The 24,428-nt window shown below is 68.8% G+C and carries 21 protein-coding genes; 14 read left to right on the forward strand and 7 right to left on the reverse strand.

All coding sequences use genetic code 11. From position 1 onward, the window contains the following. The first annotated feature begins 152 nt into the window (after positions 1–152). Positions 153–1,481, forward strand: coding sequence for a wax ester/triacylglycerol synthase domain-containing protein (locus MTY59_RS02740; protein WP_221044318.1), 1,329 nt, complete (start codon positions 153–155; stop codon positions 1,479–1,481). Positions 1,482–1,521: 40 nt separating this feature from the next. Continuing rightward, positions 1,522–2,676 carry a trehalose-phosphatase gene (otsB, locus tag MTY59_RS02745; protein ID WP_221044319.1) on the forward strand — a complete coding sequence of 385 codons (1,155 nt, stop codon included), beginning with the start codon at positions 1,522–1,524 and terminating at the stop codon, positions 2,674–2,676. Positions 2,677–2,684: 8 nt separating this feature from the next. Here otsB and MTY59_RS02750 read toward each other — a convergent pair whose 3' ends face one another. After that, positions 2,685–3,551: a MaoC/PaaZ C-terminal domain-containing protein gene (locus MTY59_RS02750; protein WP_064952079.1), complete on the reverse strand. Its 867-nt coding sequence runs from the start codon at positions 3,549–3,551 to the stop codon at positions 2,685–2,687. A 139-nt stretch (positions 3,552–3,690) separates the two neighbouring features. On the opposite strand from MTY59_RS02750, the gene MTY59_RS02755 reads away from it, so the two are divergent. Both MTY59_RS02755 and MTY59_RS02760 read left to right on the forward strand, forming a co-directional pair. After that, positions 3,691–4,404 (forward strand): histidine phosphatase family protein, encoded by a 714-nt coding sequence (locus tag MTY59_RS02755; protein WP_221044320.1) that lies wholly within the window; start codon positions 3,691–3,693, stop codon positions 4,402–4,404. A gap of 59 nt (positions 4,405–4,463) precedes the next feature. Further along, positions 4,464–6,470, forward strand: coding sequence for an SDR family oxidoreductase (locus tag MTY59_RS02760; protein WP_221044321.1), 2,007 nt, complete (start codon positions 4,464–4,466; stop codon positions 6,468–6,470). Here the strand turns inward: MTY59_RS02760 and cmaA1 are convergent, their stop codons facing one another. Then, entirely contained in the window at positions 6,471–7,358 is an 888-nt protein-coding gene (gene cmaA1 / locus MTY59_RS02765) for a cyclopropane mycolic acid synthase CmaA1 (protein ID WP_221044322.1), read from the reverse strand. It lies immediately after the preceding gene. Between the two features lie 32 nt (positions 7,359–7,390). Here cmaA1 and MTY59_RS02770 point away from each other — a divergent pair, with 32 nt between their 5' ends. From MTY59_RS02770 to MTY59_RS02785, 4 genes are all read left to right on the forward strand, one after another. Next, entirely contained in the window at positions 7,391–8,425 is a 1,035-nt protein-coding gene (locus MTY59_RS02770) for a nucleoside hydrolase (protein ID WP_221044323.1), read from the forward strand. Beyond that, positions 8,422–8,874 (forward strand): hypothetical protein, encoded by a 453-nt coding sequence (locus MTY59_RS02775; protein ID WP_221044324.1) that lies wholly within the window; start codon positions 8,422–8,424, stop codon positions 8,872–8,874. The genes MTY59_RS02770 and MTY59_RS02775 overlap by 4 nt, the downstream gene beginning before the upstream one ends. A gap of 155 nt (positions 8,875–9,029) precedes the next feature. After that, complete coding sequence (kasB, locus tag MTY59_RS02780; protein WP_221044325.1) at positions 9,030–10,283, forward strand: 3-oxoacyl-ACP synthase KasB; 1,254 nt, start codon at positions 9,030–9,032, stop codon at positions 10,281–10,283. Between the two features lie 72 nt (positions 10,284–10,355). After that, positions 10,356–11,534 carry an alpha-hydroxy-acid oxidizing protein gene (locus tag MTY59_RS02785; RefSeq protein ID WP_221044326.1) on the forward strand — a complete coding sequence of 393 codons (1,179 nt, stop codon included), beginning with the start codon at positions 10,356–10,358 and terminating at the stop codon, positions 11,532–11,534. On the opposite strand, the gene MTY59_RS02790 is transcribed toward MTY59_RS02785, so the two are convergent. The 4 genes from MTY59_RS02790 to MTY59_RS02805 form a co-directional block, all read right to left on the reverse strand. Then, positions 11,525–13,057: a DNA polymerase Y family protein gene (locus MTY59_RS02790; RefSeq protein WP_221044327.1), complete on the reverse strand. Its 1,533-nt coding sequence runs from the start codon at positions 13,055–13,057 to the stop codon at positions 11,525–11,527. The two genes, MTY59_RS02785 and MTY59_RS02790, sit on opposite strands and share 10 nt — an antisense overlap. A 56-nt stretch (positions 13,058–13,113) precedes the next feature. Then, positions 13,114–13,809, reverse strand: coding sequence for a hypothetical protein (locus tag MTY59_RS02795; RefSeq protein ID WP_221044328.1), 696 nt, complete (start codon positions 13,807–13,809; stop codon positions 13,114–13,116). Positions 13,810–13,991: 182 nt separating this feature from the next. Next, positions 13,992–15,566: a glutamine-hydrolyzing GMP synthase gene (guaA, locus tag MTY59_RS02800; RefSeq protein ID WP_415822703.1), complete on the reverse strand. Its 1,575-nt coding sequence runs from the start codon at positions 15,564–15,566 to the stop codon at positions 13,992–13,994. Positions 15,567–15,629: 63 nt separating this feature from the next. Then, positions 15,630–16,274, reverse strand: a complete 645-nt coding sequence (locus tag MTY59_RS02805) for a winged helix-turn-helix transcriptional regulator (protein ID WP_221044330.1) — start codon at positions 16,272–16,274, stop codon at positions 15,630–15,632. A gap of 77 nt (positions 16,275–16,351) precedes the next feature. On the opposite strand from MTY59_RS02805, the gene MTY59_RS02810 reads away from it, so the two are divergent. From MTY59_RS02810 to MTY59_RS02835, 6 genes are all read left to right on the forward strand, one after another. Continuing rightward, positions 16,352–17,881, forward strand: a complete 1,530-nt coding sequence (locus MTY59_RS02810) for an MFS transporter (protein WP_221044331.1) — start codon at positions 16,352–16,354, stop codon at positions 17,879–17,881. After that, entirely contained in the window at positions 17,878–18,963 is a 1,086-nt protein-coding gene (locus MTY59_RS02815) for an NmrA family NAD(P)-binding protein (protein ID WP_221044332.1), read from the forward strand. The genes MTY59_RS02810 and MTY59_RS02815 overlap by 4 nt, the downstream gene beginning before the upstream one ends. Next, positions 18,960–19,805 carry a methyltransferase domain-containing protein gene (locus tag MTY59_RS02820; protein ID WP_250160705.1) on the forward strand — a complete coding sequence of 282 codons (846 nt, stop codon included), beginning with the start codon at positions 18,960–18,962 and terminating at the stop codon, positions 19,803–19,805. Before MTY59_RS02815 ends, MTY59_RS02820 begins: the two co-directional genes overlap by 4 nt. Further along, positions 19,802–20,614, forward strand: coding sequence for a class I SAM-dependent methyltransferase (locus MTY59_RS02825; protein ID WP_221044333.1), 813 nt, complete (start codon positions 19,802–19,804; stop codon positions 20,612–20,614). The genes MTY59_RS02820 and MTY59_RS02825 overlap by 4 nt, the downstream gene beginning before the upstream one ends. Before the next feature lie 75 nt (positions 20,615–20,689). Beyond that, a complete protein-coding gene (locus MTY59_RS02830; protein ID WP_221044334.1) occupies positions 20,690–21,439 on the forward strand; it encodes a beta-phosphoglucomutase family hydrolase in 750 nt (249 codons plus the stop codon). Beyond that, entirely contained in the window at positions 21,436–23,814 is a 2,379-nt protein-coding gene (locus MTY59_RS02835) for a glycoside hydrolase family 65 protein (protein ID WP_221044335.1), read from the forward strand. Before MTY59_RS02830 ends, MTY59_RS02835 begins: the two co-directional genes overlap by 4 nt. Here MTY59_RS02835 and MTY59_RS02840 read toward each other — a convergent pair. Further along, positions 23,808–24,383: a TetR/AcrR family transcriptional regulator gene (locus MTY59_RS02840; protein ID WP_221044336.1), complete on the reverse strand. Its 576-nt coding sequence runs from the start codon at positions 24,381–24,383 to the stop codon at positions 23,808–23,810. The genes MTY59_RS02835 and MTY59_RS02840 overlap by 7 nt on opposite strands. Positions 24,384–24,428: the final 45 nt, after the last annotated feature.

A 24,428-nucleotide genomic window follows, 5' to 3' on the forward strand; every position in this document is an offset into this window, starting at 1 on the left:
ACAGATGTTCGATTAAATCGCGGCTCGGTACAACCGTTGTTAAACAGATCTTCAACTCTTAAACAAGGTCTTAACGCTGCGGCACTACCGCGGATCGCGAGCTCCACAGACACTGGTACAAGTTCAAAAAGCGGACTACAGCGGGGGCCGGCATGGCACAGACACTGGACACGGCGTTCCTTCAAGCCCACGATCCGGACCGGCACGCGAGCCTGGCGATCGGCGCGGTGGCCATCGTCGACGGCACCGTACCCGACTATGAACGGCTCAAAAGCCTTCTGGCCGAACGCATCCAGCCGATCACGCGATGCACGCAGCTGCTGCGGGCGCATCCGCTGAACCAGGAGTGGATCGACTGCCCGGACTTCGACCTGGCCCACCACGTGCGCCGGGTGGCCATCCCCCGCCCCGGCGACGAGGCCGAGCTGTCCCGGGCCATCGCCTACGCCCTGGAGCGGCCCCTCGACCTGGACCGCCCCCCGTGGGAGTGCTGGGTCATCGAGGGCCTGAAGGGCAACCGGTGGGCGATCCTGATGAAGACCCATCACGGCCTGCTCGACGGCAACTCGGCCGCGCGCCTGATCAGCAGCCTCTGCGACGACGCCGACGCAGACACCTTCGCCAACGGCGCTGCGGCCAAACCGGTTTCGCCGCCAGCCGTGGGCAAGCCGGGCTGGGTCGACGCGGTGTGGCGGGCTTCGTCCGCCGCCGGCGCCCTGGTCGGCGCGCTGTGGCCGACCGTGCGCACCGACGCGGTCACCGCCTCGCGGCGCTACAGCACGGTGCGCGTCCCGATCGCCGACGTCGACAGCGTCTGTCGCAAGTTCGGCGTCAGCGCCAACGACGTCGCGCTCGCCGCCATCACCGAGGGGTTCCGCACGGCGCTGCTCGGCCGCGGCGAGGAGCCGCGGGCGGACTCGCTGCGCACCCTGATCCCGATGCCGGTCCGCTCGGCGATGCTCTCGCACCTGCCCGTCGAACACGACGACCCGGTGCGGCGGTTGCAGACGGTGCATGCCAGGTGGAAGGCCAGACTGACCGCCCAGCCGCCCGGCATCGTGGAATCGGCGATCGGTTTCCTGCCGACGGCGTTGCGCAGCAACGTCTTACAGTTGCTCTCCCGCCTTCCGCAGCGCGCCATCGTCACGTTGGCCACCAACGTGCCCGGGCCGCGCCGGCGGCTGCGGGTGATGGGCCAGACGCTGGAACGGCTGCTGCCGATCCCCCCGACGGCCGCGGCGCTGCACACCGGCGTCGCGGTGCTGAGCTACGGCGATGAACTGGTCTTCGGCATCACCGCCGAACACGGCGACGCCTTCGACGTCAAGCAGCTGGCCGCCGGCATCGAGCTGGGCATGGCGCGGCTGGTGGCCCTGGGCGACGATTCCGTACTGCTGTTCAACCGCAAGCGTCCCGCGCGCCCGGTGGCGCGCCCCGTGCCGCCGACGCACCCGTCGGCGCCGGGGCACGCGCGACGCTGACCCGTTCTGCCGGCGCCCGACCACCGTGAGAAGGTTGGGCATGGGCAAGTTGGGGCCGGTCATCATCGATCCGCGCCGCCATGACGCGGTGCTGTTCGACGACGACGGCGCGCTGGGCTCCCCGCTGGCCGCCCGACTTCGCGAGACCGGGGTGGGCACCGCCGTCGTCTCGGCGGACGGCCCGGTACAGGCCGCCAACAGGCTGCGGGTGCGCCCGGGCCGCTGCGTCGTGGTCGCCCGGGACGCCGCGGGCATCGAGGCCGCACGCGCCGCGGGGTTCGCGCTGGTGATCGCTGTCGACCCGGCCGGGCATGACGACAGAGTGCGCGAGGCGGGGGCCGATGCGGTGGTGACCGACCTTCGCGACGTCACCGTGCGCACAGGCGACCGCCGGATGTCGCAGCTGCCCGATGCCCTGCAGGCCCTGACCGGCACCGCCGATGGTCTCGCCGACCGGCGACCGGCCGTGTTCTTCGACTTCGACGGCACCCTCTCGGACATCGTCGACGACCCGGACGCGGCGCGGCCCGTCGCCGGGGCCACCGCGGCGCTGGACAGGCTGGCCGCGCGATGCCCGGTCGCGGTGCTGTCCGGCCGCGATCTCGCCGATGTGACGAAACGCGTTGGGGTGCACGGTATCTGGTATGCGGGCAGTCACGGTTTCGAGCTGACCGCGCCCGACGGCACCCACCACCAGAACGACGACGCGGCCGCCGCCATCCCGGTGCTCGAGCAGGCGGCCGGCCAGCTGCGCGACCGGCTCGGCACGATTCCCGGTGTCGTGGTGGAACACAAGCGATTCGGGGTGGCCGTGCACTACCGCAACGCCGAACGCGACCGCGTCGGTGAGGTGCTGGCGGCGGTGCGCGCCGCGGGACGCCGCGACGAGCTTCGGGTCACCACCGGCCGCGAGGTCATCGAGCTGCGCCCGGACCTGGACTGGGACAAGGGGAAAACGCTGCGCTGGGTGATCGATCACCTGCACGAGGCCGGATCGGGTCCGCTGACACCGGTCTACCTCGGCGACGACATCACCGACGAGGACGCGTTCGACGCGGTGCGCGCCGACGGCGTGCCGATCCTGGTGCGGCACGGCGACGACGGCGACCGTGCGACCGCAGCGCAATACGCGCTGGACAGTCCGGCCGGGGCCAGCGACTTCACCGACCGGCTGGCCGATCAGCTGTCGCGCTAGCCATCGCGCTAGGCGTATTCCACCGCGCCGTCGTCGAGCACCACCCGGGTGTCGGCCCCGTCGGGACCCGAAGCCTCGGTGCGGAACACGGCCTTGCCCGGCTCGGTGCGCCAGATCAGCGTGGTCAGTGTCTCGCCGGGGAACACCGGCGAGGTGAACCGCGATGCGATCGAGGTGATGTTGGCCGCGACGCCCTGGCCCAGCTCGGACACCAGCGCGCGACCCGACACCCCGTAGGTGCACAGCCCGTGCAGGATCGGCTTGGGGAAACCGGCCAGCTCCCGGGCGAACCACGGGTCGCTGTGCAGCGGGTTGCGGTCGCCGGAGAGCCGGTAGATCAGCGCCTGATCCTCGCGGGTGGGCAGCGGGATGCGGGCGTCGGGCTCGCGGTCCGGGAATTCCGGCGCGACCGGCCGCTGGCCCGGCATGCCCCCGAAGCCGCCCTCGCCGCGGATGACCAGGGTGGTGAGCGTCTCGGCGATCAGCTGCCCGGAATCCGGCTCGGTGCCCCGGCCGCGCAACACCAGGATCGCGTTCTTACCCTCGCCCTTGTCCTGGATGTCGGCGACCTCGGACACCACCGAGAGCTTGCCCGCGGGCGGCAGCGGTGCGTGCAGCCGGATGCTCTGCGATCCGTGTAACAGCATGGCCCAGTTGAACTTTCCGACCAGGCCGGCCGCGCCGAATGCCGGGCAGCAGATGACCGCATACGTGGGCAGCACCTGCTGGTCGATGTCGTGGCTGTTCTCGGTGGTGAACGGCAGGTCGTCGATCCCGGCTCCGACACCCAGCGCGTAGAGCAGCGTGTCCCGGTCGGTCCATTCGAACTGCATGGGTTCGGTCACCGCGCCGACGGCACTCGGATCAATCGCCATGGAAGTCTCCTGATCGTTGAGTAGTGATCCCCGGTCCACTCTGGCATCCGGCGAAACGGCGGTCTCCGGTGAGGTCGCGCGGTAACAAACCGCCGCAAACCCTTCCCACCGGAGCCGTCGGCAAGGCAGGCTAATCGACATGCCCAAGCGCAGCATGATCCGCAAAGCCACGATGGCGCTGGCCGCGCTCACCGCAACGATGGTCGTCGCCGGCTGCGGCGGCTCGCCGCAGGCGCGGTCCATCACGGTGACGTTCATCCGCCACGCCCAGTCCGAGGCCAACGCCAGCGGCACCATCGACACCACGGTGCCGGGCCCGGGTCTGACGCCGGAGGGCAAGGGGCAGGCCGAGCAGCTGGCGCACCAACTCGGCCGCAAGGACTACGACAGCGTCTACGCCTCCACCATGACCCGGACCCAGCAAACCGCCGCCCCGCTGGCCGCCGCGCTGGGCAAGCAGGTCGAGATCCTGCCCGGCATCCAGGAGATCGACGCGGGCTGGTACAACGGCAAACCCGAGTCGATGGCGAAGTCGACGTACATGCTGGCGCCGGTGAACTGGATCAACGGCGACGTATCCGACAGCATCCCCGGCTCGGTCAGCGGCAAGGAGTTCAACGACCAGTTCACCGCGGCCGTCAACAAGATCTACAACAGCGGACATCGCAACCCGGTGGTGTTCTCGCACCGGAACTCGATCATGGTGTGGACCCTGTTGAACGCCCAGAACGCCAAGGACAGCCTGATGGACAGCCACCCGATTCCCAACACCGGCCGGGTGGTGATCAGCGGTAACCCGATGACCGGCTGGACGCTGGTCGACTGGGACGGGATCCGCGACTTCCACAACTAGCCCTCCCGCGCGCAAGATCGGCAGTTGACGTGCGCGGCTGCCACCGCCACCATGTCTTCATGCGGTATGTCGTTACCGGCGGTACCGGGTTTATTGGTAGCCGTGTCGTGTCTCGTCTTGTGGAATCGTGCCCCGACGCACAGGTGTGGGTGCTGGTGCGCCGGCAGTCGCTGGGCCGCTTCGAGCGGCTCGCGGAACGCTGGGGCGAGCGGGTGAAACCGCTGGTCGGCGCGCTGCCGGAGCTCGAGCTGGGCGACGAGGTGCTCGCCGAGCTGGGCGAGATCGATCACGTGGTGCACTGCGCGGCGATCTACGACATCACCGCCGCTGAGCCCGAGCAGCGGGCCAGCAACGTCGAGGGCACCCGCGCGGTGATCGGGCTGGCGCAGCGGCTGGACGCGACGTTGCACCACGTGTCGTCGATCGCCGTGGCGGGAGATTTCGCCGGCGAATACACCGAGGACGACTTCGACGTCGGCCAGCAGCTGCCGACGCCGTATCACCAGACCAAGTTCGAGGCCGAACTGCTGGTGCGCTCGGCGCCTGGGCTGCGGCACCGCATCTACCGCCCGGCGGTGGTGGTGGGCGATTCACGCACCGGCGAGATGGACAAGGTGGACGGCCCGTATTACTTCTTCGGCGTGCTGGCCAAGCTGGCGGTGCTGCCGTCGCTGACCCCGATGCTGCTGCCCGACACCGGCCGCACCAACATCGTCCCGGTCGACTATGTGGTCGACGCCCTGGTCGCGCTCATGCACGCCGACGGCCGTGACGGGCAGACGTTCCACCTGACCGCGGAGAAGACCATCGGCCTGCGCGGCATCTACCGTGGCGTGGCCAAGGCGGCCGGGCTGCCGCCGCTGCGCGGGTCGCTGCCGCGCTCGGTTGCCGCCCCGGTGTTCAAGGTGCGCGGTCGTGCCAGGGTGGTGCGCAACATGGCGGCCACCCAGCTGGGTATCCCCGCCGAGGTGCTCGACGTCGTCGACCTGGCACCCACCTTTGTCAGCGAGAAGACGCGAAATGCCTTGCAGGGCACCGGGATCAGCGTTCCGAACTTCGCCGATTACGCGCCCGAATTGTGGCGGTACTGGGCGGAGCACCTCGATCCCGATCGCGCGCGCCGCGACGATCCGCAGGGACCGTTGCAGGGCCGCCACGTCATCATCACCGGCGCCTCCAGCGGCATCGGCCGGGCCGCGGCCATCGCGATCGCCGAGCGGGGCGCCACCGTGTTCGCGCTGGCCCGCAACGGCGAGGCGCTCGATGCGCTGGTCGACGAGATCCGCACCAATGGTGGTGTCGCCCATGCCTTCACCTGCGACGTCACCGATACCGCGTCGGTGGAACACACGGTCAAGGACATCCTGGGCCGCTTCGACCATGTCGACTACCTGGTGAACAACGCCGGCCGGTCGATCCGCCGCTCGGTGGTCAACTCCACCGACCGGCTGCACGATTACGAACGGGTGATGGCGGTCAACTACTTCGGCGCGGTGCGAATGGTGCTGGCGCTGCTACCGCACTGGCGCGAGCGCCGGTTCGGTCACATCGTCAACGTGTCGAGCGCCGGTGTGCAGGCACGCAATCCCAAGTACAGCTCCTACCTGCCGAGCAAGGCCGCGCTGGACGCGTTCTCCGATGTGGTGGGTTCGGAGGTGCTGTCCGATCACATCACCTTCACCAACATCCACATGCCGCTGGTGCGCACCCCGATGATCGTGCCGTCGCACCGGCTCAACCCGGTGCCTGCGATCAGTCCCGAGCGCGCGGCGGCGATGGTGGTGCGCGGGCTGGTGGAAAAGCCGGCCCGCATCGACACCCCGCTGGGCACGCTCGCCGAGGCCGGCAATTACTTCGCCCCGCGGACGTCGCGGCGCGTGCTGCACCAGCTCTATCTCGGCTATCCGGATTCGGCCGCGGCGCGCGGGCAGACCACCGAACCCGCCCCGGCCCCGCGGACCGCCCGCCGCAAGCCCAGCCGGCCGGTGCGCGCGGTCACCCGGGGGATCCGGACACCCCGTTCGGTCAAGCGGCTGGTCCGCCTGGTGCCCGGCGTGCACTGGTAGTCACTTCTGCAGCGTGAACTGGTTGACGTCGGTGTATCCGATCCGGAATGCGTCGGCGCAACCGGTCAGGTATTTCATGTACCGCTCGTAGACTTCCTCGGACTGCACCGCGATGGCCTCGTCCTTGTGGGCTTGCAGAGCGGCGGCCCAGATGTCGAGGGTCTTGGCGTAGTGCGGCTGCAGCGACTGCACCCGGGTCACCGTGAAGCCGTTCGCGGTGGCGCGTTCCTCCACCATCGGTATCGACGGCAGCCGCCCACCCGGGAAGATCTCGGTGACAATGAATTTGATGAACCGGGCGAACGTGAACGAGATCGGCATGCCGCGCTCGGCCATCTCCTTCGGGTGCAGCCCGGTGATGGTGTGCAGCAGCATGACCCCGTCGTCGGGCAACAGGTCGTGCGCCAGGGTGAAGAACGAGTCGTAGCGCTCGTGCCCGAAGTGCTCGAAGGCGCCGATGCTGACGATCCGGTCGACCGGCTCGTCGAACTTCTCCCAGCCCTCCAGCAGGACCCGGGCCGAGCGCGGGCTCCCCGACTTCGCGATCAGCTCCTCGACGTGCTCGGCCTGGTTGCGACTCAGGGTGAGCCCGACGACGTTGACGTCGTACTTTTCCTGTGCCCGCATCATGGTGGCGCCCCAACCGCAGCCGACGTCGAGCAACGTCATGCCCGGCTGCAGCCCGAGTTTGCCGAGCGCCAGGTCGATCTTGGCGATCTGCGCCTCTTCCAGCGTCATATCCTCGCGCTCGAAGTAGGCGCAGCTGTAGGTCTGGGTCGGGTCGAGGAATAGCCGGAAGAACTCGTCCGACAGGTCGTAGTGGGCCTGCACATCGTCGAAGTGCGGCGTTAAATCAGTCCCCTCGGGGGGCTCCGACGTCGTTGGCATTGTGTCAGCCTAGCGCCGGTATCTTGGAATCAATGAACTCGCCTGTTTTCGTCGACGTCGATACCGGCGTGGATGACGCGCTGGCGCTGATGTACCTGTTGGCCAGCCCGGACGCCGAAGTGATCGGCATCGCCTCGACCGGGGGAAACGTTGGGGTGGAGCAGGTTTGCGAAAATAATCTGGGCCTGCTGGCACTGTGCGAGCGCACCGGCGTACCGGTCTCCAAGGGTTCCGGGGAAACCCTGACCGGACCTATGCGGCTGCCGTCAAAGGTCCACGGCCCCAGGGGATTGGGCTACGCCGACCTGCCGCCGGGCTCCCACCGGCTCACCGACTACGACTCGGCCGGCGCCTGGGTGCGCGCGGCGCGCGCCTGTCCCGGTGAGCTGATCGGCGTGGCGACCGGCCCGCTGACCAACCTGGCGCTGGCGCTGCGCGCCGAGCCCGAACTGCCGGCGCTGCTGAAACGGCTGGTGATCATGGGCGGGTCCTACGACCACCGGGGCAACACCACCGCGGTGGCGGAGTGGAACATCAGCGTGGACCCCGAGGCGGCGGCCGAGGTGCTGGCGGCGTGGTGCCCGGAAAACGTTGGGCGACAGCGGCTCCCGATTCTGTGCGGCCTGGATCTGACCCGCAAGGTGGCGATGACGCCCGATCATCTGACGCGGCTGGCGGCGGCCGCGGAGTCGACGACGACGCGGCTGAGCGAACACGACGCCGCCGGAACCCGGTCGACGGCGTCCAACCCGCTGATTCGGGTGATCGAGGACGCGATGCGGTTCTACCTGGAGGCCTATCACGAGCTCGGTCACGGCTATCAGGCACACCTGCACGATCCGCTGGCCGCCGCCGTCGCGCTGGATCCCGAGCTGGTCACGACGCGTCCGGCGACGGTGGACATCGAGCTGACCGGAACCCTGACCCGCGCCATGACGGTGACCGACTGGTCGGACCGTCGAGAACCCAACGCGCTCATCGGGATTGACGTCGACGCGACGGCATTCTTCGATCGGTTCATCGACAGGGTGGGCGACTTTGCACGTCAAATTGGGGGTGACGGATGAAGATTCGTGGGATCGAGCTGATCCGGGCAGGGTGGGGCGTTGTGCTGCTGGCCGCGCCCAACGAGGTGCTCGACCACATCCACGGGGTGCAGGTCGACCGCAAGGCGCTCGTCGTCACCCGGATACTGGGCGCACGCCACCTGACCCAGGCGCTGCTGTCGGGGCTCAACCCGGGCCCGGAGGTGCTCGCGGCCGGGATCTGGGTCGACACCGTGCACTCGGCGACCGCGCTCATCCTGGCCATGGTCGACCGGCGTCGCGCCCGCGGTGGGGTGACCGATGCCGTCGTCGCGGCGTCGTGGGCCGGGTTGGGCTGGCGGCACCTGCGCGCCGGAAAGGTCAGGACCGATGGTGTGCGCGGCCGCGACCGGCTGGCCCGCACCGTGGTGGGCGCCCTGCCCGGCGGCCGCGGGCTGATGGCGCGCGCGGCGGCGGTGCGCGCCGCATAACGCCAAGCGGGCGTACGGTATCCGCAAAGCGAAAGACAGGCGTCCAACACTTTTGACGTTGGGGACGATGACACATTGTGTTTTCATGATTTGTTGGAATGGGGGCTCGGCGTCACGCGTTGAAAGCCCTGACCAGATGAAAGGTTTCGCGAGTCATGACGGAGTTGGTTACCGGGAAAACGTTGCCGAATGTGGTCGTCACTGGCGTCGCCATGACGACCGCGCTGGCAACTGATGCGGAAGCCACCTGGAAGCTATTGCTGGACAGCCAAAGTGGTATCCGCAAGCTCGAAGATTCGTTCGTCGAGGAGTTTGACCTGCCGGTGCGCATCGGCGGGCACCTGCTGGAGGACTTCGACGGCGGGCTGACGCGCGCCGAACGCCATCGGATGGGCTACCTGCAGCGGATGTCGGCCGTGTTGAGCCGGCGGGTCTGGGAGAACGCCGGCTCCCCCGAGGTCGACCCGAACCGGCTGATGGTGTCCATCGGCACCGGCCTGGGGTCCGCCGAGCAGATCGTGTTCAGTTACGACGATCTGCGCGCCCGCGGCATCGCCGGGGTCTCGCCGCTGGCCGTCTCCAAGTACATGCCCGACGGCGCGGCGGTCGCCGTGGCCCTGGAGCGGCGCGCCAAGGCCGGGGTGATCACGCCGGTGTCGGCGTGCGCGTCGGGTTCCGAGGGTGTGGCGCAGGCCTGGCGCAACATCGTGTTCGGCGAGGCCGACATCGCCATCTGCGGTGGCGTCGAGGTCAGGATCGAGGCGGTCGCGATCGCGGCGTTCGCCCAGATGCGCATCGTGATGTCGACCAAGAACGACGACCCGGTCGGCGCGTGCCGCCCGTTCGACCGCGACCGCACCGGCTTCGTGTTCGGTGAGGCCGGCGCGCTGCTGGTCATCGAGACCGAGGAACACGCCAAAGCCCGCGGCGCCAACATCTTGGCCCGCATCATGGGTGCCAGCATCACCTCCGACGGCTACCACATGGTCGCCCCGGACCCCAACGGCTTGCGCGCCGGCCACGCGATGAGCCGCGCCATCCAGCTCGCCGGGCTCAGCCCGTCCGACATCGGCCACGTCAACGCCCACGCCACCGGCACCTCGGTCGGTGACGTCGCCGAGGCCAAGGCCATCAACAACGCGCTGGGCAGCCACAAACCGGCCGTCTACGCCCCCAAGGCCGCGCTGGGCCACTCGGTGGGTGCGGTCGGCGCCGTGGAATCCATCCTGACCGTGCTCGCCCTGCGCGACCAGGTGGTCCCGCCCACGCTCAACCTGGAAAACCTCGACCCCGAAATCGACCTGGACGTCGTGGCCGGCAAGCCCCGACCCGGCAACTACGAGTACGCGATCAACAACTCGTTCGGCTTCGGCGGACACAACGTGGCCATCGCCTTCGGGCGGTACTGACGGCGGCGCCGCCCCGAGGGGCCGAATCCCCAGCGCTCGTTTGGTGATCTAAGCACAGGGAAGTCAGCGACTATGGCCTTCGCCGACTATCAAAATGAGCTGTACGACCAGTCGCTGCATGGCAATCAGCCGCAGTACCCGATCAGGTTCGAGGAGCTGGAAAAGAAGGCGTCGGCGGCGATGACGCCGAAGGTGCTGGGATACGTGGCCGGCGGCGCCGGCGACGAACACACCCAGCGTGCCAACTGCGAGGCGTTCAAGCGCTGGGGGTTGTACCCGCGAATGGGCATCGCCCCCGAACAGCGGGACATGTCGGTCGAGCTGTTCGGCATCAGGTTTCCCTCCCCGATCTTCATGGCGCCCATCGGCGTCATCGGGGTGTGCGACCCGGAGGGCCACGGCGACATGCTGTGCGCGCGGGCCTCCGTCCGCACGGGTGTGCCGTTTTTCGTCGGGACGCTGTCCGCGGACCCGATGGAAGACCTCGCCGCCGAACTCGGCGATACCCCGGCGTTCTTCCAGCTCTACACGCCGCCGAACCGCAAGATGGCCGCCAGCCTGGTGCACCGCGCCGAGGCGGCCGGCTTCAAGGGCATCGCCGTCACCCTCGACACGTGGGTCACCGGCTGGCGCCCCCGCGACCTGAAGGGCGGGAACTACCCCCAGGTGCCCAGCGGATGCCTGGCCAACTACATCAGCGATCCGGTTTTTCGTGCCAACCTGAGCCGCGGCGAAGACGCCACCGAGGCGGCGGTGCGCAAGCTGCCGATCTTCGGCGGGCCGTTCCGGTGGTCGGATCTGGAATGGCTGCGGTCCGAGACCAGCCTGCCGCTGATGGTCAAGGGCATCTGTCATCCCGATGACGTTCGCCGCGCCAAAGACATTGGCGTGGATGGTATTTACTGCTCCAACCGCGGCGGCAGGCAAGCCAACGGCGGGCTGCCCTGCCTGGATTGCCTGCCCGCGGTGATCGGTGCCGCCGACGGGATGCCGGTGCTGTTCGACTCGGGAGTGCGCGGCGGCGCCGACATCATCAAGGCGCTCGCGCTGGGCGCGACCGCCGTGGGGATCGGACGCCCCTACGCCTACGGGCTGGCCGTCGGTGGCGTGGACGGCATCGTGCACGTGCTGCGCTCGCTGCTGGCCGAAGCGGACCTGATCATGGCCGTCGACGGATATCCCTCGCTCAAGGATTTGACCCCGGACACGTTGCGGCGCGTCGAATATGCTGTACCGCAAGACTATTCGTAACTCCCCTCCACATACCAGCGTCGCTGGCGATAGCACAGCAACAGCGCACGCTCGCTCTCCAGCAACACCTGGGCGCGGGCGGTGCGGCCCTTACTCAATTCGGGATCCCACCATCGCTCGTCGACCGGCCAGGGCCCGGACCACCAGCACAGTCGCTCGTCGCGACCGTGGGCGATCATGCGCGCGGGGTCGGCGGAGAACAGCCCCCGGATGGTCACCCGTATCGGGTTTCCTTGGGCGTCAAGCAGTTCCACCGGGTCGTCCAGCAGCACCGTCGGTGACGGTTCGGGCAGCCGGCCGGGCCACGGCGAATCGGGATCGGCCCGCGGTACCGGCTCGTCACCGAGCGGGATCAGCGTGATGCGCTCTGCCGGGCCGCGCCCGCCGGACAGCACCGGCACGCGCACCGCCTCCGGGCCGAGCAGGCCCTGCACCCGCACCAGCGCCCGGCGGGCCCGCAGCCTGTCCTCCTCGCCCAGGCCGCCCCAGAGCGGCAACTGCAGCGCCTCGGCGGACACCACCTCCACCGCGTTGAGCCGCAGCAGCGTCACCGCGGCCGTGGGACGGGGATTGTGCGCGGTGCGGCTGCTCAGCCATCCGTCCAGCTGCCAGCGCACCCGGTCGGCGGTGGCGTCCTCGGTCAACGGCTCGGCGCACCGCCACACCCGGTGCAGTTCTTCACCGTTGGCGGTGACGGCGTGGATGGCCAGCCGGGTGCATCCCACGCCGGCAGCCATCAGCGTCTGATGCAGCCTGCCGGCCAGTGAGCGCCCGGCGAACGCCGCGGCATCGACCCGGTCGATCGGCGGATCGCAGTCCAGCACGGCCTCGAGTTCGGCCGGTGGCTCCCGGCCGGACGGCGGCCGCTCGGGTTCGCCGCGGGCCAACCGGTGCGCGGTCACCCCGTCGGCGCCGAACCGGGAAGCCACGTCGCTGCGCGACAGCGCGGCGAACTGCCCGATGGTGCGAATCCCCATCCGCCACAACAGGTCCGTCAGCTCTTCGCGGCCGGCGCCGGACAGGCTCGGCTCGGTGGCAAGTTGCCGGATGGACAGCACCGACAAAAACTTCGCGTCACCCCCGGGCTCGACGACCCGGCCCGCCCGCGCCGCGAAGACCGCGGTGGACAGCTGGTCGGCGACCCCGGCCTGACATTCGGCGCCGGTCGCGGCCACCGCATCGATCAGCCGTTCGGCGGCGGTGGCCTCGGACCCGAAGTAGCGGGCCGCCCCGCGCACCGGCAGCACCAGGAGGCCGGGCCGCAGCACCTCGGCGCGGGGCACCAGGTCGTCCACCGCCACGATCACCGCCTCGAAGAAACGGGCGTCGCGGTCCGCGTCGGCGGCGGTGACGTGCAGCTGCGGGCACCGGGCCGCCGCCTCCCGGCGCCGCAGCCCCCGCCGCACACCCGCCGTCCGGGCCGCCGACGAGCAGGCGATCACCCGGTTGGCCAGCGTGACCGCGATCGGGGCGGTCGCGGACAGGCCGGCGGCCGTCGCCGCCGCGACCGCGGGCCAATCCATGCACCAGATCGCCAAAACCCTTGAGCCGGAAGGCCCAGAAAGACCAGCCACGATATTTACCCGGCTCGCGCCGGGGTCATCACCCGTCGTCCCGCGCACGTCCCGCTGACCTGCAGCCGCACCCCACCGATCCGCCCGAATCCGGGGGCGGGCGCCTCCAGACAACCCGGAGTGATGTCATAACCACAGACCCGGGCGGCAAGGCGCGTCGGCGCGCCCTGCCAATCGCCGCCGGTGACCAGCAGGGTGCAGCCCTTGTTCCGGGCGCGGGCCACCACCGCCCGCGCCCGGGTAGGCGGCACCCGGCGCCCGCCCAGCCCCAGGACCACCAGGTCCATGCCGTCGACGAGCACGGCGGCCACCTCCACCGGATCGGTTCCGGGATCCGGTATCACCGCGAGCCGGCTCAGGTCCGCCCCCATCTCCGCGGCGGCCAGCAGCCCGATGTCCGGCTGGCCGACGATTGCGGCGTTGCCACCGGCCGCCGTGACGGCGGCCACCACGCTCAGCAGCAGCGACCGGGCACCGGAGAGCACCGCGACCGTTCCCCGCGGCACCGGGGCGGGCAGCAGGTCGGCCAGCCACGGCGGGAGGGCCAGCTGGGCCTCCGAGTCCGGCAGCAGGTCCCCGGCGGGCGCGGCGGCGGGCGACCCGGCTTTCTTCCCGGAGATGCTCGCCATCCGACGGCGAAGCGATTCGAGCTGTTCAGCGCGGGTTTCCTGGTGGGGACTGGAGGCAAAAGCCGCGGTCATGACAGCCTCCGATCACCAGCTTCCGGGGAGTGTATTCGAATGTATGTTCGATACATTTCGAAGTAAACACCCGCCCCCTGACAACCGTCAAGCGACGTGAGGGACAGTGTTATGCGATCGGTACTGGTGGGGCTGATGGGTGCGATGTGGCCGCATTTTCGCCGAAGGCTGGCTCTGGCCGGCTACTCCCATTCGATGGTGCCGGGCGGTTTGCTGGTGATGTCCAGCACCACGCGGTTGACCTCGGCCACCTCGTTGGTGATGCGGGTCGAGATGCGCTCCAGCACCTCGTAGGGAACCCGGGTCCAGTCGGCGGTCATGGCGTCCTCACTGGTCACCGGTCGCAGCACGATCGGGTGCCCGTAGGTGCGGTTGTCGCCCTGCACGCCGACCGAACGGACTTCGCCCAGCAGCACCACCGGGCACTGCCAGATCAGGGTGTCCAGGCCCGCCGCGGTCAGCTCCTCGCGCGCGATCGAGTCCGCGCGACGCAGGGTGTCCAACCGCGGCGCGGTGACCTCGCCGACGATCCGGATCCCCAGGCCGGGGCCCGGAAAGGGTTGGCGCGCAACGATTTCCTCCGGAAGGCCCAGCTCGCGCCCCACCGCGCGGACCTCGTCCTTGAACAGCAGCCGCAGCGGCTCGACGAGTTTGAACTTCAGGTCGTCGGGCAGGCCGCCGACGTTGTGGTGGCTCTTGATGTTCGCGGTGCCGCTGCCGCCGCCGGACTCCACCACGTCCGGATACAGCGTGCCCTGCACCAGGAAATCCACGTGAGAATCCCCGTCTCCCACAATGTCTCGCACCGCGCCCTCGAAGGCCCGGATGAACTGGCGGCCGATGATCTTGCGCTTGCCCTCGGGATTGGTCACGCCCGCCAGCGCGTCCAGGAAGGTGTCGGCGGCGTCGACGGTGACCAGGTTGGCCCCGGTGGCGGCCACGAAGTCGCGTTGCACCTGTGCGCGCTCCCCGGCGCGAAGCAGCCCGTGGTCGACGAAGACACAGGTCAACCGGTCACCGATGGCCCGCTGCACCAGCGCGGCGGCCACCGCGGAATCCACGCCGCCGGACAGTCCGCAGATCGCCCGGCCGTCACCGATCTGGGCGCGCACCTGCTCGATCAGCACGCCGGCGATGTTGGCCGCGGTCCAGTCCGCGCCCAGCCCGGCGAAGTCGTGCAGGAATCGGCTGAGCACCTGCTGCCCGTGCGGGGTGTGCATGACCTCGGGGTGGTACTGCACACCGGCCAGGCGGCGCTGCCGGTTCTCGAAGCCGGCCACCGCGGCACCGGAGCTGCTGGCCACCACCTCGAACCCGTCCGGTGCGGCCGTGACCGCGTCGCCGTGGCTCATCCATACCGGTTGCGAACTCGGCAGCCCCGAATGCAGTTCGCCGCCAATCACTTTCAGTTCGGTGCGGCCGTATTCACTGGTGCCGGTGTGTGCGACGGTCCCACCCAGCGCCTGCGCCATGGCCTGAAACCCGTAACAGATGCCGAACACCGGCACCCCGAGATCGAACAACGCCGGATCGATCTGGGGCGCGCCGTCCGCGTAGACACTGGACGGCCCGCCGGACAGCACCAGCGCCAGGGGGTCGCGGGCCTTGATCTCCTCGACCGTGGTGGTGTGCGGGATTACCTCGGAGAACACCCGCGCCTCGCGGACGCGACGTGCGATCAGCTGCGCATACTGCGCGCCGAAGTCCACGACGAGCACCGGTCGGGCCGGCGATCCGGACGCATCGGTTTCAAGAATTTCGGTGGGGTCGGCCACGCACGTGAGTCTAGTGGCTGCCCGCGTCGCCTCCGCCCCACCGGGCTACAGCGCAAACGCGCTGCGCACCGCGCCGACCGCCGGCGCGTCGCCGTGAAACTCGATTCGCCGCAGGGCGGCGTCGCGCTCGCCTTCGTCGGCCCCCAGCCGGGCGGTGACGAGATCCGCCGCCGTGGCCGTGATCGTCACCGCGGGCTCTCCACGCGCCGCGCCGAGCCGACCTTGCGTGACGGCGAATTCGAAACGGCGACCGTCGATCTCGACCCGGCAGGTCGTCTCCACTCCGGCGGCCCTACCCGACTGGAAGCCCAGCAGGATTCCGGCCAGAAAACCGTTGAGCGGGGACACCGGCCCATCGTCGATCGGGTCCAGGTGGTCCACCCCGAACCACGCGACGCTTTGCAGGATCGGCAGCACCCGTTGCCAGCCGAGATCGCTGAGGGTGTAGACGGTGCGACCGATCGGGGCCGGCAGGTCGCTGCGGTCAACGAGCCCGGCGTCCTGAAGCTCCTTGAGCCTTTCGGCGAGCAGATTGGTTGCGATACCGGGCAGTTCGGCCCGCAGGTCACCGTAGCGACGCACGCCGCCGACCAGCTCCCGGAGGATCAGCAAGGTCCACCGCTCACCCAGGACATCGAGGCCGCGGGCGATCGGACAGTTCTGGTTGTAGTTCCTGCGGGACGCCACCATGCCAGTCTACCTAGCGATAGACATATTTTTCAACTCACTACTTGATTTGTTTGTCTCTAAGATTTACTGTCTTGTCCATGCGCACCGAACCAGCCTTCCGGGATCACCCCATTGCCGCGCTCGCCGTCATCTGCCTCGGCGTCTTCGTGATCAGCGTCGACGCCACCATCGTCAACGTGGCGCTGCCCACGCTGTCACGTGAACTCGGCGCCGACACCGCCCAACTGCAATGGATCGTCGATGCCTACACCCTGGTGATGTCCGGCCTGCTGCTCTCGGCGGGCAGCCTGTCCGACCGCTACGGCAGGCGAGGCTGGCTGAATTCCGGGCTCGCGCTGTTCGCCGTCACCTCTGCGGTTGCGGCACAGACGAATTCGGCGGATGCATTGATCGCGGCGCGCGCGGCCATGGGAGTGGGCGCGGCGGTGATATTCCCGACCACCCTGGGACTGATCACCAACATCTTCACCGAACCCGTGCCGCGCGCCAAGGCAATAGGGCTGTGGGCGGCCATGGTCGGCGTCGGGGTGGCCGTGGGGCCGATCAGCGGCGGATGGCTGCTCGAACACTTCTGGTGGGGGTCCATCTTCATGGTGAACATTCCGGTCGCGGCGCTGGCCATCATCGGCGCCACGTTGTTCGTTCCGAGCTCGCGCGACCCCGCGGCACCCCGCGTCGACGTCCCCGGCTTGATCCTGTCCGCGACCGGGATCACCACGCTCGTCTACACGGTCATCGAAGCGCCCACCTGGGGATGGACCGATGGCCGGACCATGGCCGGATCCTCCCTCGCTGCAATCGTTCTCGTCGTGTTTGCGCGCTGGGAAAGGCGCAGCACCCACCCTATGCTCGACGTCTCGGTCTTTGTGAACCGCCGGTTCTCCGGCGGCAGCCTGGCGGTGACGGCGGGGTTCCTGACGCTGTTCGGCTTCATCTTCGTCATCACCCAGTACTTTCAATTCATCAAGGACTACACCGCCTTTGAGAGCGGTGTGCGATTGCTGCCGGTCGCCGCGTCGATCGCATTGGCCAGCGTCGCGGGCCCCCGGCTGGTGGAACGGATCGGCACCACCGCCGTCGTCGCCACCGGCCTGGCCGTGTTCGCCGCCGGCCTGGCCTGGGCGTCCACCGTCGACGCCGCCACGCCCTACACCCAGATCGCCGCACAGATGCTCCTGCTCGGCGGCGGCCTCGGCCTGACCTTTTCGCCGGCCACCGAGGCGATCATGGGATCGCTGTCCGCCGACAAAGCGGGCGTCGGCTCGGCCGTCAACGACACCACGCGCGAACTCGGTGGCACGCTCGGCGTGGCCATCGCCGGCAGCATCTTCGCCTCGGTGTACTCGGGCCACCTCGGTGCATCCGCACTGACAGGATTGCCCGCCGATGCCATGCGTCATTCGATGGCCCTGGCGCACACAGTGATTCAGCATCTACCCGCGCAGCAAGCCGGGTATGTGCGCACGGCGGTCGATCGCGCGTTCCTGGACGGGCTGAAGGTCAGCTCGCTGGTGTGCGCCGGCATCGCGCTGGGCGCGGCGATCGTCGTCGGCTGGCTCCTCCCAGCCAGGGAACCGGCGCGTCAACAGGAAAGGACACTCCGATGAGTAGTCGAGTATTGGTCACCGGCGCCACGGGCAAGATCGGCGGCGCGGTCGCCGCCCAACTGCTGGAAAGAGGCGTCACGACCAGAGCCATGGTGCACCGTGAGGACGCGCGCAGCGCCCGGTTGCGGGAGATGGGCGCCGAGGTCGTTATCGCCGATATGTTTGACATCCAACAGGTTACGGATGCGATGGCCGACGTCGACCGGTTGTACTTCAACCCGCCCTACCACCCGCATGCGCTCGACAGCGCGGTTGCCTTCGCGGTGGCCGCACGGCGCGCCGGCGTCGGAGCGGTGGTGGCGCTTGGCCAATGGTTGGCCAGCCCGGAGCATCCGTCGCTGATGACGAGGCAGGCCTGGCTGACCGACAAGTTGTTCGAGTTACTGCCCGACACGGCGCATGTGGCCGTCGATCCGGGCTACTTCGCCGACAACTACCTGCAACTGATCCCCATGGCCGCCCAGCTGGGAGTGTTGCCGACGCCGACCGGGGCGGGCCGAAACGCGCCGCCCTCCAACGAGGACATCGCCCGCGTCGCGGTGGGTGCCCTGCTCGACCCGCATCGTCACGACGGTTGCGCCTACCGTCCGACCGGACCAAAGATGTTGTCCGCCAGCGAGATCGCCGATGCGGTCGGCGAGGCGCTGGGCCGGCGCGTGCGCCATATCGACATTCCGCCGTGGATGTTCATGCGCGCCGTGCGCGTCAACGCGAAACGGCTCGGCGCCGATATGTTCTTCCAGTCCAGCCTGCGTCATTACCTGCCGGAGTACGCGCTGGGCGCTTGGGAGGTGGGCGGCCCCACGACGCACGTTCGTGACGTCGCAGGCGTCGACCCTGAGGACTTCGCGACGATCGCACGCCGCTATGTCACGGGCCCGCTAGCACGCCGCACCCCGGCCAATTTCGTCCGCGCAACGTGGGACTTCCTGCTCACCGGACTCGTACCGATGCACCGACTGGACAAGTTCGACCGCCTCCAACAGCATCCACAGCCGGCAAATCCCAGGTTCTCGGCCCAGTCCCCGGTGTGGCGAAATGCGCACACCGCGGCGGCCCAACCGGAAAGGGCGACAGCATGATGAACACGACACCATCCTCCGCCTGGAGCGGTAGCACCTACGTCCTCGGCCACGCCGACGCGGAAGTGCAGCGGCTGCTCCTACAGGCCAGGCTGTATGACGACTACACCGAGCACGCGCTGCGACTCGCCGGGCTACGCCCGGGCATGCGGGTGCTCGACATCGGCAGCGGTCCCGGCGACGTGTCGTTCGTCGCCGCCCGCCTGGTCGGCCCAGCCGGGACCGTTCTGGGGGTGGACGCCGCACCCGAGATGATCGAGCTGGCCGACGCCCGCGCCGACGAAAAGGGCTTGACGGGAGTGCATTTCATGCACTCCGCGATCGACGCGATCACGCTGGACGAACCCGTGGACGCCGTCATCGGCCGGCTGATCCTGATGCACCTGCCCGACCCCGCCGCCACGCTGCGCTATCTCAGCTCGTTCGTGAACCCGGGCGGCATCCTCGCATTCTCCGAGAACGACATCACCGCGGCGCACGGCGTTCCGGACACGCCGCTGTTCCGGCGGGTGACGGGCGGGATCGTTCGCGCCTTCGAGGCCATGGGGCTGAGCCCGCGGTTCGGCACCACGCTGCACACGATCTTCGCCGACGCCGGCCTGGGCGCGCCGCGGCTGACCCTCGGCACGCCGATCGGCACGGCCGCCGACACCGACATCCTGGCCTACCTCGCGGAAGTCTGGCGGCTGGTGTCCCCCATCGCCGAACAAGGGGGCTTCGCCATCGATGAGCTCGCCGACATCGACGATTTCGTGCCGCGATTCCGTCAGGAGGCGCAGGCGGTCAACGCCCTCATCGCCATGCCTCCCATCATCACCGCATGGGCTCGGGTGCAGAAATGAACGACACAATCCAAACCCAGTACTCGACCGGCCTGTCGCGGCGAAACATCGAGCGGGCGCTGGTCGCCGCCGGGAAAGACCTCGACCACCTGCAACCCGCCGACCTGGCGCCGCTGGAGGACTTCCACACCATGGGCCGCATCGCCACCGCCCAGTTGCTGGAGCTGGCCGGAATCACCGGCGAAAGCCGGGTCCTCGACGCGGGCAGCGGGATCGGCGGCACCACCCGCTACCTGGCCCACCACTACGGCGGTGCGGTCACCGCCGTCGACCTCACCGCCGAGTACTGCGACACCCACCGATGGCTCAATCACCTTGTCGGGCTCGATGATTCGATCACCGTCCGGCAGGGCGACGTCACTGCATTGCCGCTCCCCCACGGCTCCGTCGACGTGGTGGTCAGTCAGCACGTGCAGATGAACGTGGCCGACAAGGCGCAGCTGTACGGCGAGGCTCGCCGCGTGCTCCCGCCCGGCGGCCGCCTTGCGCTGTGGGACTTGACCATTGGCGACGGTCGCGCACTCGACTTCCCGTTGCCCTGGGCCGACGCACCCGCCAACAGTCATCTGGTAACCCCCGACGAGCTGCGCACCCTGGTCACCTCCGCGGGGTTCACGGTGCAGCACTGGAACGACCTCACCGAGACCGCGGGCTCGCTCATGCAGGCGTTGCTGGCGCAGCCGCCCCAACCACTGGGCCTGCACGCATTCGTCACCGACTTTGGCCGCAAGGCCGAAAACCTCAGCCGGGCGCTGGCCGATGGGAGATTGCGCGCGATCCAGGGCGTCGCGGCGGCGATCAACGGATGAACGCTTGGCGACATACATGGCGGCGTGGTGGAGTGGGTATCGGTTAACCAGCCCCGAAACTAGAGAGGACCGCCGGTGAGCTCAGCGCTGGGTCTGCCAGAGAAAGTGCGTGCCTGTCTGTTCGACCTCGACGGCGTGCTCACCGACACCGCCAGCGTGCACACCAAAGCCTGGAAGGCCATGTTCGACGCCTACCTGTCGGACCGGGCCAAACGCACCGGTGACAAGTTCGTCCCCTTCGACGAGGACGCGGATTACCGCGAATACGTCGACGGCAAGAAACGCGAGGACGGGGTCCGCTCGTTCTTGGAGAGCCGTGACATCCACCTGCCCGACGGCAGCCCCGACGATCCCGACGACGCCGAAACGGTCTACGGCCTGGGCAACCGCAAGAACGACATGTTCCAGAAGGTCCTGAAGGAGGACGGCGTCAAGGTCTTCGACGGTTCGCGCCGCTACCTCGAGGCCGTGTCGGCAGCGGGACTGGGCGCCGCCGTGGTGTCGTCGAGCGCCAACACCCGCGACGTTCTCGAGATCACCGGCCTAAACCGGTTCGTGCAGAAGCGGGTAGACGGCATCACCCTGCGTGACGAACACATCGCCGGCAAGCCCGCCCCCGACTCCTACCTGCGCGGGGCCCAGTTGCTCGACGTCCCCGCCGACGCGGCGGCGGTGTTCGAAGACGCGTTGTCCGGGGTGGCCGCGGGCCGGGCCGGTAACTTCGGTTTCGTGGTAGGTGTCGACCGGGTGGGCCAAGCCGAAGAGTTACGCAGTCACGGTGCCGACGTGGTGGTCAGCGACCTCGCCGAGCTGCTGCAGTCATGATCACCGACGAAGCCTTCCCCGTTGATCCATGGCACGTGCGCGAAACCCAGCTTGATCTGAACCTGCTGGCGCAATCGGAATCCCTGTTCACCCTGTCCAACGGGCACATTGGGCTGCGCGGCAACCTCGACGAGGGCGAGCCGTACGGCCTGCCCGGCACCTACCTGAACTCCTTCTACGAGAAGCGGCCGCTGCCCTACGCAGAGGCCGGCTACGGCTACCCGGAAGCCGGCCAGACGCTGATCGACGTCACCAACGGCAAGATCATCCGGCTGCTGGTCGAGGACGAGCCGTTCGATGTCCGCTATGGCAAATTGATCTCCCACGAACGGGTTCTCGACCTGCGCGCCGGCACGATGACCCGCAGGGCGCACTGGAGCTCGCCCGCAGGCAAGCAGGTCAAGGTGACCTCGACCCGGCTGGTATCACTGGCCCAGCGCGGTCTCGCCGCCATCGAGTACTGCGTGGAGGCGCTCGAGGAGTTCGTCCGGGTGACGGTGCAGTCCGAACTGGTCACCAATGAGGACCAGCCGGAAACCTCCGGCGACCCGCGGGTGTCGGCCATCCTGGAGAACCCGCTCGACGAGGTCGACCACGAACACACCGATACCGGTGCGGTTCTCATGCACCGGACCCGCAGCAGTGCGCTGATGGTCGCCGCCGGCATGGATCACGAGGTCGATGTTCCCGGACGCGTCGAGGTCAGCACCGATGCGCGTGCCGATCTGGCGCGAACCACGGTGATCTGTGGACTGCGCGCCGGACAGCGGCTACGCATCGTCAAATACTTGGCGTACGGCTGGTCGAGCATGCGCTCGCGTCCGGCACTGCGCGACCAGGTGGCCGCGGCGCTGCACAGCGGCCGTTACAGCGGGTGGCAGGGGTTGCTGGATGCGCAGCGGGCCTATCTCGACAACTTCTGGGATTGCGCCGACGTCGAGGTCGAGGGCGACCCGGAATCCCAGCAAGCCGTGCGGTTCGGGCTCTTCCACCTGCTGCAGGCCAGCGCTCGCGCCGAACGTCGCGCGATCGCCGCCAAGGGGTTGACCGGTACCGGCTACGACGGCCACGCCTTTTGGGACACCGAGGGCTATGTGTTGCCGGTGCTGACCTACACGGCGCCGCACACGGTGGCCGACGCGCTGCGGTGGCGGGCGTCCACCCTGGATTTGGCCAGGGAGCGGGCGGCCGAATTGGGCCTGGAGGGCGCCGCGTTCCCCTGGCGCACCATCCGCGGGCAGGAATGCTCGGCCTACTGGCCGGCCGGCACGGCGGCCTTCCACATCAACGCAGACATCGCGATGGCCTTCGAGCGCTACCGCGTCGTCACGGGAGACGACGACTTGGAAGCCGATTGCGGCGTGGAGGTTCTGGTCGAGACCGCCCGGCTCTGGGTGTCGCTCGGGCATCACGACCGCCATGGCGTCTGGCATCTGGACGGCGTGACCGGCCCCGACGAGTACACCGCGATCGTGCGCGACAACGTCTTCACCAATCTGATGGCCGCGCACAATCTGCGTATCGCCGCCGAGGCCTGCAATCGGCACCCCGAGGTGGCAAAGGCGATGGGGGTGACCACCGAGGAGCAGGCCGCCTGGCGCGATGCGGCCGATCGTGCCAACATCCCCTACGACGACGGCCTGGGGGTCCATCAGCAGTGTGAAGGCTTCACCACGTTGGCGGAGTGGGACTTTAAGGAGAACCACGCCTACCCGTTGCTGCTGCACGACCCATACGTGCGCCTGTACCCCGCGCAGGTGATCAAGCAGGCCGACCTGGTGCTGGCGATGCATTGGCAGAGCCACGCATTCACGCCCGAAGAGAAGGCCCGCAACGTCGACTACTACGAACCGCGCATGGTGCGCGACTCGTCGCTGTCGGCCTGTACGCAGGCGGTGATGTGCGCCGAGGTCGGGCATCTGGAGCTGGCCCACGACTACGCGTACGAGGCCGCCCTGATCGATCTGCGCGACCTGCACCACAACACCCGCGACGGCCTGCACATGGCCTCGTTGGCCGGCGCCTGGACGGCGCTGGTGGCCGGGTTCGGCGGCCTGCGCGACGACGAGGGCATCCTGTCGCTGGATCCCCAACTGCCCGACGGCATTTCGCGGCTACGGTTCCGGCTGCGGTGGCGGGACTTCCGGGTCACCGTCGACGTCAACCACGACGAGGTCACCTACACGCTGCGCGATGGACCCGGGGGCGAGCTGACAATCCGGCATTCGGGCGACGAGCTGGTGCTGAGCACTGACTCACCGACAACCATCGAGGTGCGTCCGCGCAAACCTTTACTGTCGCCACCGCGCCAACCGGCGGGTCGCGAACCGCTGCACCGCCGGGCCTTGATCGCGGAATCCGCTCAGAATCAGTGAGGGTCGGCGGGCCCGAGAATCCGCTGAACCTCGGCGCCGACCGCCTCGCGTATCTCGTCATCCGTCAGGTCTTCGATCCCTGTGGCAGAGCGCAGGATTGGCGCGAACAGCCGCCAACCGAATTGCAGGGCAAGGGCATTGGCGACCGCGAGCCGGGCCTTGACCTCGTCGTCGTACAGCGGCCGCACCCCGTCGAGCAGCGTCGCGATGTTGGGAAAGCGCTTCTGTAGCTGGCCGGCCGGATAGCCGTCGAGGACGGTGCGGGCCATCACCCGCATCTGCCGGTCCAGGGAACTCTGCAGCACCGCCGCCGGCGCATCGGTGCCCAGCAGTGCGCTCAGGTCGGCGCCGAGGTGGTCGAGCACCGCGCCGACCAATTGCTCCTTGGTGCCGAAGTGGCGGAACACCAGTCCGTGGTTGACGTTGGATCGCGCGGCGATGTCGCGGATGGACGTCGCGGCCGGACCGCGCTCGGCGAACAGGTCGGTGGCGGCCTCCAGGATCGCCGCGGCCACTTCCGCGCGCCCGGTGGGCACTTTCCCGCGGCCCGTTGCGGAAGTTGTAGTCATCTGACTACACTACCAAATGTAGTCAGTTGACTACACCCGTTTTGA

The sequence above is a fragment of the Mycobacterium senriense genome, assembly GCF_019668465.1.
GTDB lineage: Bacteria > Actinomycetota > Actinomycetes > Mycobacteriales > Mycobacteriaceae > Mycobacterium > Mycobacterium senriense.